This window comes from Halomonas sp. KO116 (genome assembly GCF_000734975.2).
Lineage (GTDB): Bacteria > Pseudomonadota > Gammaproteobacteria > Pseudomonadales > Halomonadaceae > Vreelandella > Vreelandella glaciei.
Genome location: NZ_CP011052.1, coordinates 1,482,160 through 1,495,750, shown reverse-complemented (window position 1 = coordinate 1,495,750; position 13,591 = coordinate 1,482,160). Strand labels below are relative to the sequence as shown.

Below are 13,591 nucleotides of genomic sequence, written 5' to 3'. Positions count from 1 at the left end.
CAAGGTTAATCTTACATACCTTGATATCAAGATATAATCCTTGAAGGCTGCTAATGACATTACCCAACAAACCCAAGCTATACTCCTCTAAAAGAACCTGGCTTGCCCCGCTGCTGTATCTGCTCGCCGGTGGCGCCTTGCTGGGCCTGTCGACTAATTTGGCAAAGCTCGCGGGTGAAATGCAGCTATCAGCGCTCGCTTTTCTGTTTTGGTCCATTTTGGGAGCGGCCATTATTCTGCTTGCACTCGCCGCCTATCGCCGCAATCTGCCACCGTTGACCGTTCGCAGCGTCGAGTACTACCTGATCTCTGCGCTGCTGGGCGTGGCGGGCGCCAACCTGCTCTTCTTTTCGGCTATCCCCCATGTCGGCGCAGGATTTGTGGCATTGATCATCACGTTGCCACCGCTGCTCACCTACGTTGGTGCGTTGACGTTAAAAATGGAGCGCTTTCAGCTCTTGCGTGCGGCTGGCGTCATGTCAGCCCTTGCGGGCGCCTTCACTCTGGCTTTCCATAAGCTTTCCGCCCCTGATGCTGACTACCTGTGGATTCTTCTTGCCTTGATTGGCCCTGTGCTGCTGGCCATCGGCAACCTCTACCGGACCCTGCGCTGGCCAGTGGGCGTATCCAGCGATGCCTTGGCGCCTGGAATGCTGATAGCTGCCTCTATTCTTCTGCTGGGAGTGGGCCTACTGCCAGGCTTCTCACTTCACGTCTCCATGGATCGGTCTCTGCCGATAGTCCTAATTGCTGTCCAAGCAGTGGTGTTCGCTGGCCAGTTTTTACTGCTCTTCCTGCTGCAAAAAAGCGGTGGCCCGGTATTTCTGAGTTTGTTGGGCTCCGTCGGTGCCGTGGTGGGAGTTCCAGTCGCCATCCTGTTACAGGGAGAAACTGCCCCTGAGGGCTTGCTGCCTGGCATCCTACTGATTGGTGCCGGTATTGCCTTGCTTAACATTGGTAAAGCGAAGCAGGTGCCTGATAAAGCAGTCTAAACGGTGGCCTTAAGCGATGAGGCAATGTGATGATCATGGCAGGGCGCCACTGAGAGGGGGACAAGAACTGTTATACGATCCTACTTACTGCTACAGAATGCGACACTCCATGGGGTAAACGTAGCTGAAAATCTCACTTGTAGAAGACCTGTTGCTGGGAAAAGATCACAGCGTTTATTTCAAGCCCCGAGATTCATCAAACCGATGTGCTGTAGCGAGATATAAAAACCACTAGTGAATAAATCACAGAACCAAACTTAGCCTGCTGCCAAAAAAACGTAAAAAATAATAATAGCTAAAGCTACGAAAAACTTACCAGCTCGTCTTCAGAACATACCAAAGCTCAAAATCTGCATTACCAGTTACAGCAGCAAGCACGGCTCGACCAATTAAATTTTTCGTCATTTATTAGCTGCAGCTGCATGTACTTTTGCGTGATTGATCTAAATCAATTCAAGCCATTGTAATGGGAATACACTGAATATAGTTGATTGCTCCTTAACCATAGGTCGGAGACAGCGCATGTCAGATGAAAAGCTCACTTCACCAAAGCCTGAAGAGGATCTAGCGACACGGTTCCCTACAGCCTACTCAATTCTCTTCCTGCTAATTATTCTTGTAGCGGCGCTGACCTGGATCATTCCTGCCGGGCAATACGAACGTACGATGAACGAAGAGGTCGGACGCGAAATTGCAGTACCTGGCACCTATGTAACGGTTGATTCAAACCCTCAAGGTTTTGTGGACGTCATGCTGGCCCCCACGGCGGGTTTCTATGATCCCGACAGCTATGTCGCCAATGCCATCGACGTTGCCTTATTTGTGCTGTTTTTGGGTGGCTTCTTAGGCGTTATCAATGCTACCGGCGCAATCGACACGGGGATACGTAACGTGATGCATCGGCTGGAAGGCCGAGAGATCTGGATGATCCCCATCCTGATGACGCTGTTTGCCCTCGGAGGCACCACCTATGGCATGGCAGAAGAGACTCTGGCCTTCTATGCCATTCTAATCCCCATCATCATCGCTGCTGGCTATGATGCGATCACAGGAGTCGCCGTGATTCTGATCGGCGCTGGTATTGGTGTGTTGGGCTCCACTATCAACCCCTTCGCTACTGTCATTGCCTCTAACGCAGCGGATATTCCTTTTACAGAGGGAATTGTACTTCGGCTGGTGCTGCTGATTGGCGGGCTGGTGATTTGTTCAGTCTACGTGATGCGCTACGCCAAACGCATTAAGTTGGATCCTGCTCGCTCCGTTGTGGCCAGACAACAGGATGCACACCGCAAACTCTTTCTACAGGGACACGACGAGCTGGAAAATTTTGATCTTTCAGGCACTCAGAAAATTACCCTTGTTATTTTTGCTCTGACCTTCATCGCGATGATTTGGGGCGTCTCGTCCCAAGGCTGGTGGATGGCTAGGATGGGCGCACTTTTCTTTGGTTCCGCCATTGTGATCGGCATCATCGCTCGGCTGGGCGAGAAAAAGCTGACCAGTAGTTTTGTCGACGGCGCCCGCGATCTGCTCGGCGTAGCCCTGGTCGTTGGTCTGGCCCGCGGCATCGTGGTGATCATGGAACAAGGCATGATTGCCGATACCATCTTGCATAGCGCCGAAAGTACATTAGGTGGATTGCCTGAACTAACCTTTATCAATTTGATGTTCTGGATCGAGGTAGGAATGAGTTTCTTCGTACCCTCCTCATCCGGACTTGCCGTACTATCCATGCCTATTTTAGCGCCCTTGGGCGACTTTGCTGACGTAGGACGTGACTTGGTGGTAACTGCTTACCAATCAGCCAACGGCCTGGTTAATCTGATAAACCCGACCTTTGCCGTAGTGGTCGGTGGCCTAGCGATAGGCCGTATCTCTTATGACCGTTGGCTAGTATTTATCTGGCCTCTCCTTCTTATTTTGACTGTTTTTATCAGTGCAGTTATTAGCATTGGTGCATTTCTATAATCAGGGCAAAGGAGTATGCGACATGTCAGAACACACTTTGGGCGTTCACTCGGAAACTGGGACTTTACGGCAAGTTATCGTCTGCCGCCCTGGGCTAGCCCATAGAAGACTGACTCCCTCCAACTGCGATGCGTTGTTGTTCGACGATGTCTTCTGGGTCAAGCAGGCACAGAAAGACCATGACGTATTCGCCGAGGTAATGCGTGAACGTGGTGTGGAGGTTCTGGACGTTAACGACCTGCTGGCGACAACGCTTGATATTCCCGAAGCACGTACCTGGGTTCTAGACCACCGGATTACCTGGAATCATATCGGGGTAGGCATGGTATCCGACCTTCGCGCATGGATGAACGAACTGCCTGGTAATACGCTGGCGAAATTTCTCATTGGTGGTTTGGAAGTAGGTGACCTGCCTTTCGACCCTGCAGGGCTGTTCGGTAACCATCTGGGGCCTCACGGCTTTGTGCTGCCGCCACTGCCCAACTTACTGTTCACCCGGGATAACAGCGCCTGGATTTATGGTGGTGTCACCCTGAACCCTATGTACTGGGCTGCGCGCAAACCAGAGACGCTGCTAATGAGCGCGATCTACCGGTTCCATCCGAAGTTTGCCGGCAAGGTGAACGTGCATTGGGGCGACCCACTTGAAGATCATGCGCTGGCGACCCTGGAAGGAGGGGACATCATGCCGGTGGGTAATGGTGTCGTGCTGGTGGGAATGGGGGAACGATCCTCTCCGCAAGCCATTGGCCAGCTGGCCAAGACGCTTTTTGCTAACGGCACTGCAGAACGGATAATTGCCTGCCAGATTCCCAAGAGCCGTTCTGCCATGCACTTGGATACCGTGTTTACCTTCTGTGGCGGCAATGTAGTGACCACTTTCAAGGAAGTCGCAGATGAAATGGTTTGCTACGACCTGCGTCCGGGGGAAGGCAGCAAGCACCTGTCGTTCTTCCAGGACAGCCGTCCGCTGTTTGATGTTGTTGCCGATGTACTTGGTTACCCGTCCCTGGAAGTGGTCGCCACGGGTGGCGATACCCCTGCCGAACGGGAGCGAGAACAATGGAACGATGGCAATAACGTGCTGGCACTGAGTCCGGGGGTCGTCATCGGTTATGACCGCAACGACGATACCAATGCTGCGCTGGAAGCAGCCGGCATAGAGGTACTGGCCATACCCGGAGCGGAGTTGGGCCGGGGCCGGGGCGGTGGGCGCTGCATGAGCTGCCCGACAATACGAGATACAGTCTGACAAGGTAGGAGCAGAACCATGGCTTTCAATCTCAAGAACCGGCACTTCCTGACCCTGAGGGACTTTACGCCCCGAGAGATCAGTTTTTTGCTCAAGCTTTCCACCGACCTGAAAACAGCCAAGTACGCCGGCACCGAAGTACCGCAGTTGCAGGGCAAGGACATAGCGCTGATCTTTGAAAAGAACTCCACCCGAACCCGGGTAGGCTTTGAGGTTGCAGCGTTTGATCAGGGCGCCCGAGTAACCTATCTGGGCCCGACGGGCACCCATATCGGCCACAAGGAATCCGTCAAGGATACCGCCCGTGTGCTCGGCCGCGTTTACGATGCCATCGAATACCGGGGGTTCGGCCAGACGGTGGTTGAGGAGCTGGCACAATATGCCGGCGTGCCGGTTTACAATGGGCTGACCAATGAATTCCACCCCACACAGATCCTCGCAGACTTCCTGACCATGCAGGAAAACGTGGAAAAGCCGCTGCGGGATGTTGCCTTTGTATTTATCGGGGACGCTGCGAATAACATGGGCGACAGCCTGCTGATCGGCGGCGCCATGATGGGAATGGATGTGCGCTTGTGTGCGCCCAAGGCCTGTTGGCCCAGCGAGGCTATTCAGAATGAAGCACAGGCTATTGCCAGTGAAACCGGCGCCCGGATTATGATCACGGAGGACATTGATGCCGCCGTTGCGAGCGTGGATTTTGTCTACACCGACGTGTGGGTGTCCATGGGTGAACCCAAGGAAAAGTGGGCAGAGCGAATCAAACTGTTGCAGCCCTATCAGGTCAATGCTGCCCTGATGGAGAAAACCGGCAACCCCCGCGTAAGGTTCATGCATTGTCTGCCGGCCTTCCATAACACCGAGACCACCATAGGCAAGGAAATACAGGCCGAGTTCGGCATCGACGCCATGGAAGTCACCGACGACGTCTTTGAAAGTCCCGCCTCTATCGTATTTGATCAGGCGGAGAACCGAATGCACACCATCAAGGCGGTGCTCGTCGCCACTCTTGGAAACTGATTCAAGGAGCATGACATGCTTGTAGTAGCAGCTCTGGGAGGCAATGCCCTGTTGCGGCGAGGGGAGCCCCTGACCGCCGAGGCCCAGCGCGCCAACGTAAAAATTGCCGCCGAATCATTGGCCGAAATCGTCCGCGCTGGCCACCAGCTGGTAGTCACTCACGGCAATGGCCCCCAGGTAGGCTTACTGGCGCTTCAGGGCGCCGCCTATAAGCCGGACGAGGCTTATCCGCTGGATGTACTGGGCGCTGAAACAGAAGGTATGATCGGCTACATCATCGAGCAGGAACTGGAAAACGCCCTGGACCATAACAGACCTGTGGCCACCCTACTTACCCAGGTTCTGGTCGACAAGAATGACCCCGCCTTCAGCAATCCCACCAAGTTTGTCGGGCCAGTTTACGAAAGGGAAGAAGCCGAGACCAAAGCCGAAGCCGCCGGTTGGCACATCGCTCAGGATGGTGACAAGTGGCGGCGGGTAGTGCCTTCGCCCAAGCCCTTGGAGATACCCGACATGAGGGTGCTCCAGCTGCTGCTGGAACAGGGCGTTGTGGTGATCTGCGCTGGAGGCGGTGGCATCCCCATTCTTCGCCGAGAGAACGGCAGCATGATCGGCATCGAAGCCGTGATCGACAAAGACGCCGCCAGCGCACTTCTGGCCAGCCAGCTGGGCGCAGACGCCTTGCTCCTTCTCACTGACGTGGACGCCATCTACCGTGACTTCGGTAAGGACACCGCTGCACCTATCCATAAATTAACGCTGGATGAAGCTCGCAAGCTGGACCTGCCGGCTGGTTCTATGGGGCCAAAAATGGACGCCGCGTGCAATTTCGCTGAAAGCGGAGGCATCAGTGGTATCGGCCGTCTAGAGGATGCACTAGATATTCTTAACCTACGGACGGGCACTTGTGTTGCTAGCTAACGCTGTTTACTGCTTATTGCAGACTTAATGAAGACGTGTACCTACCGAAGGACGCCTTCATCAGTTGTCACAGCCTCCCCCTTATAAAACTAATAGAGGTAAGCCACCAAATCTGATGGCTCTTTTGATTCTCTCTTTACTCTGTTTATTCAATCCCCTACCCCAACTGGAACGGGTAGACCGAACCAATCTGCAGTAACTGCGTCAGTTCATCCAGAGCAACCAGTGACTCTTCCGCCAGCTGTGGATCGGCGAGATCGTCCGGGGCTAGGCGATCGCGGTAGTGGCGCTCCACCCACGCGGTCAGATCGGTATACAGTGCCTCGTTGAGCAGTACTCGGCCAGTGAGCGCGGCACGTTCGGCTTCCGTTAGCACCACACGCAAGCGCAGGCAGGCGGGGCCGCCACCGTTGCGCATGCTCTGCTTGACGTCTTTGACGATCACCTCACCGATGGGGTTATTGCCCGCCAGGATCAGATCCTGGATCGTCCGCCAGACCGCTTCGCGCTCCTGACATTCGCCGGGTACCACCAGCGTCATGGTGCCGTCCGGGCTGGAGAGCAGTTGGGAGTTGAAGAGATACGATGCGACCGCGTCTTCCATGCTCACCGCCTCGACCGGCACGCGCACGGGAATCAGCGGCGTGTGCATTTTGGCACGCAACTCATCGAGCGTGCCCTCTTCGTCCAGAAAGGCCATTTCGTGGTAGAGCAGCACGGGCCCGTTGCCCACTGCAATGACATCGTTATGGAACACGCCAGCATCGATGGCATCCGGGTGCTGCTGGGCGAAGACGGTTTGCGCTTCCGTAAGCCCGTGCTGGCGGGCTACCGACTGGCTGGCTTCCAGAGTCTGCCGGGCGGGATAGCGCTGGGGTTCACGCTCGCCGCTACGCACGTCACCAAATGCCTGGCGACCATAGACAAACAGGTGAACCCCGGGTTCACCATATTCGCCGCAAAGGCGGGTGTGATTGGCCGCCCCTTCATCGGAAAAGGCCGGCGTTGCAGGCAGCACCGGGTGGTGAGCAAAACACTGCTCATCGCGGAAAATAGCTTGCAGTACTCTCCCGGTGGTTTGCGGCTCCAGGTAGCGGTGAAAGCTCGACTGCAGATTGGCTGGCGTGAAGTGCACCCGGCCATCCGGTGCGTCGACGCTGGGGGTAATCGTGCCTGCGTTAGCGGTCCACATGCTGGAGGCCGAGCATACCGCCCGCAGAAGCTGCGGTGCCTCGACAGCGGCACGGGCCAGCACATCGCTATTACTGCCGCTGAAGCCCAGATCACGCAGCGCCCCTACATCAGGCCGCTGCTGTGGGGGCAGTACGCCCTGGGCGTAGCCCGCGTCCATCAGCGACTTCATCTTTGCCAGCCCCTGGAGCGCGCCCTCCTTGGGATTGGAGAGCAGGCCACCGTGGCTCATCGAGGCGACGTTACCAACTGCCAGCCCCGAGTAATTATGGGTAGGGCCGACCAAACCGTCGAAATTGACTTCCCTGATACGACTGAAGGCACTGCCTTTCATAGACTCACTCCTGGTGGCAGGGTTTCAGGCATCTCCAGGGTGTCGGCTTCCATGGAAGCCACCGGATAAGCGCAGTAGTCTGCCGCGTAATAAGCGCTGGGGCGGTGGTTGCCGCTGTCACCTACGCCGCCGAAGGGCGCATCGCCGGAAGCGCCGGTGGTCTGGCGGTTCCAGTTGACGATGCCTGCGCGAATGCGCAACAGGAAGTCGTCCCAATCGGCTTGCTCGCCGCCAATCAACCCGGCGGAGAGCCCGTAGCGGGTGTTGTTGGCAAGCGAGAGTGCTTCATCCCAATCGCGATAGCGGTGGATTTTCAGCAGCGGTCCAAAGTGCTCCTCGTCAGGAACGTCCAGGCCCGTCACATCAATCAGCGCGGGGCTTAGCAGGCTGGTGTTCTCTTCCAGGCGCCGCATGCGGTTGATCACCGTACCGCCCATGGATTCCAGTTCCTCTTGCGCCTTGAGCAGGCCATCTGCAGCGGCCACGCTCACCAAACCGCCATAGAACGGGGTAGGGTTCTCTTCGAACTGGCCCGCCACATGCAGCTTGCTGACCGCCTCTGAAAGCGCATCGATCAGCCGGTCGCCGACGGCGCCCTCCGGCACCATCAATCGGCGAGCGCAGGTGCAGCGCTGGCCACCGGAGAGAAACGCCGACTGCAGAATGGTAAGCACCGCCGCACGCTCGTCATCGATATCTTTCACTACCAGCGGATTATTGCCGCCCAGTTCGAGCGCCAGGATTTTATCCAACTGCCCGGCAAACTGCTGATGCAGCATGCCACCCACCTTGGCGCTGCCGGTAAACAGCAGGCCATCGATCCCGGGGTTGCCTGCCAGCGCCTGGCCCACGGCAACGCCGCCCTGCACCAGGTTGATCACCCCGGCAGGCAGCCCGGCTTCCAGCCAGCACTGAAGGGTTAAATCGGCGGTCAGTGGGGTCTGGTCGCTGGGTTTGAAGACGACGGTGTTACCCGCCAATAGCGCGGGCACCATATGGCCGTTGGGCAGGTGGCCTGGAAAGTTATAGGGGCCGAACACCGCCATCACGCCGTGGGGGCGATGGCGCAATACGGCTTTTGCATTGCCAACAGCTTTTTCACGCTCACCGGTACGCTCGTTATAGGCCTTGACCGATAGCGCGACCTTGCCCACCATCGCACCCGCTTCAGTGCGCGCTTCCCAGAGGGGTTTGCCGGTTTCAGAGGCAATCGCCACGGCTAGCGCTTCCCCTCGGGATTTCAGCACCTCGGCAAAACGCTCGACGAGAGCCTGGCGCTCGGCAAAGGGGGTACGCGCCCAGCCAGGAAAGGCACTGCGGGCGGCTTTCACAGCGATCGTGACCTGATCCTCGCTGGCCGTGGCGGCCTGCCAGAGCAGCTGTCCGGAAACGGGATCGTGCTTGCTCAACGACGCGGCGTCGCCTGCTAGCCAGGCGCCATTGATAAGTTGCTGCTGTTGGGCGTGCATCGTTCTCTCCTTGCCGTGTAAATGCGGGCTTATGTACGTACAGGCTTTCGGGCTCAGGTTTCCAGCAGGCGCAGGTAATCACCGGTAGCGACACTCAAGCGGCTCGCTTCCTGCTCGTTAAGCACGATGGTGTTGTCGTCGGCGGGCGCGCGGCCTATCCAACTGGCAGTAAAGTTCAACATATGGGTGGTAGCCGCCAGCCAGCGGCTGACGCTCTCTTCACGGGCAGCGGCAGATACTTCCACCTGGCATAGCCTTGAATTACGGATAGCGCGCACATCATCGATGTAGGCTTCCACGGTGGGGCCCCCGTCGAAAATGTCGATATAGCCTTCCCAGCGCAATCCCTCCTTCTTCAGCATTTCCAGTGCTGGGCGGGTATGGCGATGCACCTGACCAATGCAGGCGCGCGCCTCTTCGGCCATAAAGGTGGTGTAGATCGGAAACTTGGGCATCAGCTCACCGATAAAGCTCTTCTGCCCCAAGCCGGTGAGTCGGTCCGCTTCGCTGAAATCCATGGGGAAGAAGTGTTTGCCCAGGCTCTCCCAGAAAGGGCTGGTGTTGTTCTCATCGAACACACCGCGCATTTCTGCCAACACTTTATTGGGGAATCGGTCACGAAACTGGGCGATAAACAGCCAGCGCGCCTTGGAAAGCAGCGCGCCGTTGCGCAAGTGGCGATTGGCTTCACCGCGATACTCCGGACGCAGGAACAGCGAGCACACTTCGGCATCACCGGTGTGGTCGGAGCTTAAAAACAGCGTGTCGATGGTGCGGTGAAGGTCCAGCTGGATGGAGGAGTGCGCCAGGGTGCCGAGACGATAGTTATAAAACGGCACTTCTCGGCCTACCTGGCCTTCAATGGCGCAGCAGCCCGCCAACTCACCACTCACTTCATCTTCCAGTACAAAGAAGTAGAGTCGGTCATCCACCGGGGTGCGCTCTTCAAAGGCACTGGCGGCGGCTTCTATCTTGCCGGCCAAAAACTCGCGGTTATCCGGCAGCGAGGTAAACCCCACCCCGGCCTGCTGCGCAAGCGCCTGCAGCCCATCCAGGTCATTGCGGGCAATGGGTCGAATGCGCATTACATTTCTCCTTCATCGAGCGCGTCCACCGCGACGGGTAAGGTAAGCGGTGCGGCCAGCACGGCTCGCCCTTCCGAAACGCCCAGCCGCTCGGCGTGCTCCGCCGACAGCATCAACTGGCCCGTGGGCGACAACGCATAACGCGCGACGATACAGCGGAAATCACCCAGCTTCTGGTTGGCAATCATCGCCGGTTCTGCGTCCGGCAAAGCGTGTTCAGGGCGAATGCGCACCGGATGCCAGGCGGCACGGCGAAAGGTTTCCAGCCGGTCGCGCTCGGCTTTGACAATTGGCCCGGCGTCGAAAATATCCACATGGCGAGAACGCACAAACCCCTCGGCCAGCATCTCTTCCAGCGCCTCTTCATGGGCGGGGTGTTCACGTCCAATCGAAGCCCTCGCCTGGGGCGTCAACAGCGGCAGGTAGAGCGGGAATTGGGGCATCACTTCAGCGATAAAGCTTTTCGAGCGTACTCCCGCAACGTGATTGATGTCCTGGAAGCTGCGGGCAAAAAAGTGCCTGCCGACGCTTTCCCAAAACGGCGATTCGCCGCGGGTATCCAGATAGCCGGGGAACGCGACCGCCAGGATGCGCGAAAAGCGCTCGGGATACTGGGCAATAAACATCAACCGCGCCCGACGCAGCAGGTTCTCGGCACTGGTGCCCTTATAGCGGGGGTTCAGCGAAAAAGCGCATAGCAGGGTGGCATCCGAAACTTCGTGGGAAAGTGCCAGTGTCTGAACTTCACGACGCACATTCAGCTGCTGCGAAGCGTGAATCAGCGTTTCCTGACGATAGGTGTAGTAAGCCTCATTGGCACCCGCCTGGGCACGGATAGTGGCGGTACCGAGCACTTCCTCGCGTGAGTCGTCAGCCAGCACAAACGTATAGTGCTCGTTTTCTGGAAACTCGACGTCACCATTGAAAGCCTCCTTGGAGCGCGCGATGCGCTCCTGAAGCCGCTCGCGATTGGCAGGCAAGTTGGTCAACCTGGGCACTGCATGCTCAGCCAACTGTTCGAGCGCCGGTAGATCCGACGCTTTAACGGGTCGCACTACCAGCATCTTCGACGCCCCCTCTGTTAACCCAGTAGGCTGCTCACTCATGCTGAGGCAACTAGCCGCTCAATGGCACGCTCTAGCCGAGCCATGCCCTCGGCAATATCCGCTTCTGGGATCACCAGCGAAGGCGCCATGCGCAGCACATTGGGGCCTGCAATCAAGGCCATCAAGCCCTCTTCGATGGCCAGCGGCAGGATATCTTTGGCGCGGCCTTCATAGGCATCCGACATTTGGGCACCCATCAGCAGGCCCATACCACGGATCTCCTTGAACACCCCGTGTTTGCGGTTGATGGTTTCCAGATGCTCGCGGAACAGGTCGTGGCGTTTTTTCACCCCTTCCAGCACGTCAGGGGTATCGATAAACTCGACGGCCGCCAACGCCACGGCAGAGGCCAGCGCATTGCCGCCGTAGGTGGAGCCGTGAGTACCAACGACCAGCGACTTAGCGACGTCATCGGTGGCCAGCATGGCACCAATGGGGAAACCGCCGCCCAGCGACTTGGCGCTGGTAAGGATATCCGGCGTAATGCCGTAGTTCTTGTACGCGTAGAGCTCGCCGCTGCGACCCACGCCGGTTTGCACCTCGTCAAAAATCAACAGCGCGTTATGTTCATCACACAGATCGCGCAGGCCCTGAAGAAATGCTGGTGTTGCGGGCACGATGCCGCCCTCGCCCTGCATGGGCTCAACCATGATCGCGCAGGTGTCGTCGCCCATCAGCGCACGAACGCTTTCCAGGTCGTTGTAGTTGGCGTGCTGAATGCCACCCGGCACCGGGCCAAAGCCCTGGGAATACTTGGGCTGGCCGCCCACGCTGACGGTAAAGAAGGTACGACCGTGAAACGATTGATAAAACGAGATGATCTTGTCTTTCTGTTCGCCATGGTTATCGACGGCCCAGCGGCGTGCCAGCTTTAGCGCAGCTTCATTGGCTTCACCGCCGGAAGAGCATAAAAACACTTTATCAGCGAAGGTGCGTTCAACCAGCGTTTTAGCCAGGTTCAACGCAGGCTCGTTGGTAAACACATTAGAGAGATGCCAGAGCTTTTCGCCCTGCTCTTTCAGCGCATTAACGAGCACCGGGTGACAGTGGCCCAAGGAGTTGACGGCGATGCCACCGGCGAAATCGATATATTCGCGCCCCTGCTGATCCCACAAGCGGCTCCCTTCGCCGCGCACGGGAATAACCTGCTGCGGTGAGTAGTTGGGCGTCATGTAGTGATCGTAATCTTGACGGCTTGGGGTATGGCTCATGGGGCGTTATCTCCAATGGAGGGAAGGAATGAAAACAGTATAAGGGGCCAACACGGTCAACCGCTTTCAGCAATGGGACGGCAAATTATGAATAGCGACGCCCACTGAGTCGCGTTAACGTCTTGAAGAACGCTATAAGACCCCCATACTTATTGGCAAGCGATAAAGTCATGCTTGGATAGCGAGGTATCGCGACGTACTGACACTCAGGAAGAGAGGAGTACACCTTATGCAAATTGATCTAAGCGGTAAGCACGCCATCATTACCGGCTCGACGGCGGGTATCGGTTTTGCGATTGCCCTAGGGCTTGCCAACGCTGGCGCCAAGGTTGTCGTCACAGGCCGTTCGCAGGCACGTGTGGATCAGGCAATAGCCAGCATTAAACAGGATGCCCCGAATGCCCAGGTAGAAGGCGTGGCCGCCGATCTCGGTACTGCTGAAGGCTGCCAAACACTGATCCAGCAGCAACCCAGCGCAGATATACTGATCAATAATGTGGGAATTTTCGGTCCACAGGACTTCTTCGAGGTTGATGACGCGACCTGGCAACAATTTTTCGACATCAATATCATGAGTGCCGTGCGCCTTTCTCGCCATTATGCCCAAGGCATGCGCGACCGCAACTGGGGCCGCATCCAGTTTATCTCCAGCGAATCGGGCATCAACATCCCCACCGAGATGGTGCATTACGGCATGACCAAATCAGCACTGCTATCGGTTTCGCGCGGGCTGGCCAAAGTGCTCAGCGGCACGCAGGTAACTGTCAACGCTATCTTGCCTGGGCCAACGCGCTCTGAAGGCGTGCTTAAGATGATTGCTGAAATGGCTGAGAAAGAAGGCACTTCTCAACAGGAGATGGAAGCGCGCTTTGTCAAAGAGAACCGGCCCTCTTCCATCATCCAGCGCCTCGCCACGCCTGAGGAAGTGGCCAGCATGAGCGTCTATGCCGCATCGACCCAAGCGAGCGCCACCACGGGTGCGGCGCTGCGCGTGGAAGGCGGTATTGTCGATACCTTAACCTGAGCTCTCTAATCTTATCTT

General features: G+C 57.0%; 11 protein-coding genes. 6 read left to right on the top strand and 5 right to left on the bottom strand.

The annotated features are described in order from the left end of the window. Window positions 1–53: 53 nt before the first annotated feature. The 5 genes from KO116_RS06890 (at window position 54) to arcC (ending at window position 6,153) form a co-directional block, all read left to right on the top strand. On the top strand, window positions 54–992 hold the full coding sequence (locus KO116_RS06890; RefSeq protein WP_035559960.1) for a DMT family transporter: 939 nt from the start codon (window positions 54–56) through the stop codon (window positions 990–992). Window positions 993–1,514: 522 nt separating this feature from the next. Beyond that, window positions 1,515–2,960 (top strand): YfcC family protein, encoded by a 1,446-nt coding sequence (locus tag KO116_RS06885; RefSeq protein ID WP_035559940.1) that lies wholly within the window; start codon window positions 1,515–1,517, stop codon window positions 2,958–2,960. A gap of 22 nt (window positions 2,961–2,982) precedes the next feature. After that, the gene (locus KO116_RS06880; protein WP_035559937.1) at window positions 2,983–4,212 is read left to right on the top strand and encodes an arginine deiminase; all 1,230 of its coding nucleotides are present in this window, start codon (window positions 2,983–2,985) and stop codon (window positions 4,210–4,212) included. A gap of 18 nt (window positions 4,213–4,230) precedes the next feature. Beyond that, the gene (locus tag KO116_RS06875) at window positions 4,231–5,232 is read left to right on the top strand and encodes an ornithine carbamoyltransferase (protein ID WP_035559934.1); all 1,002 of its coding nucleotides are present in this window, start codon (window positions 4,231–4,233) and stop codon (window positions 5,230–5,232) included. A 15-nt stretch (window positions 5,233–5,247) separates the two neighbouring features. After that, complete coding sequence (arcC, locus tag KO116_RS06870; protein WP_035559932.1) at window positions 5,248–6,153, top strand: carbamate kinase; 906 nt, start codon at window positions 5,248–5,250, stop codon at window positions 6,151–6,153. Between the two features lie 157 nt (window positions 6,154–6,310). Here arcC and astB read toward each other — a convergent pair whose 3' ends face one another. Genes astB through KO116_RS06845 form a run of 5 tightly spaced genes read right to left on the bottom strand, consistent with a single transcriptional unit; the run spans window position 6,311 to window position 12,549 of the window. Next, complete coding sequence (gene astB, locus KO116_RS06865; RefSeq protein ID WP_035559931.1) at window positions 6,311–7,678, bottom strand: N-succinylarginine dihydrolase; 1,368 nt, start codon at window positions 7,676–7,678, stop codon at window positions 6,311–6,313. Then, on the bottom strand, window positions 7,675–9,147 hold the full coding sequence (astD, locus tag KO116_RS06860) for a succinylglutamate-semialdehyde dehydrogenase (RefSeq protein ID WP_035559930.1): 1,473 nt from the start codon (window positions 9,145–9,147) through the stop codon (window positions 7,675–7,677). Before astD ends, astB begins: the two co-directional genes overlap by 4 nt. 53 nt (window positions 9,148–9,200) lie before the next feature. Then, complete coding sequence (gene astA / locus KO116_RS06855; protein ID WP_035559929.1) at window positions 9,201–10,232, bottom strand: arginine N-succinyltransferase; 1,032 nt, start codon at window positions 10,230–10,232, stop codon at window positions 9,201–9,203. Beyond that, window positions 10,232–11,296, bottom strand: coding sequence for an arginine N-succinyltransferase (locus KO116_RS06850; RefSeq protein WP_035559927.1), 1,065 nt, complete (start codon window positions 11,294–11,296; stop codon window positions 10,232–10,234). Before KO116_RS06850 ends, astA begins: the two co-directional genes overlap by 1 nt. A 38-nt stretch (window positions 11,297–11,334) precedes the next feature. Further along, window positions 11,335–12,549, bottom strand: coding sequence for an aspartate aminotransferase family protein (locus tag KO116_RS06845; RefSeq protein ID WP_035559924.1), 1,215 nt, complete (start codon window positions 12,547–12,549; stop codon window positions 11,335–11,337). Window positions 12,550–12,778: 229 nt separating this feature from the next. Here KO116_RS06845 and KO116_RS06840 point away from each other — a divergent pair, with 229 nt between their 5' ends. After that, window positions 12,779–13,573: an SDR family NAD(P)-dependent oxidoreductase gene (locus tag KO116_RS06840; protein ID WP_035559922.1), complete on the top strand. Its 795-nt coding sequence runs from the start codon at window positions 12,779–12,781 to the stop codon at window positions 13,571–13,573. Window positions 13,574–13,591 lie beyond the last annotated feature (18 nt).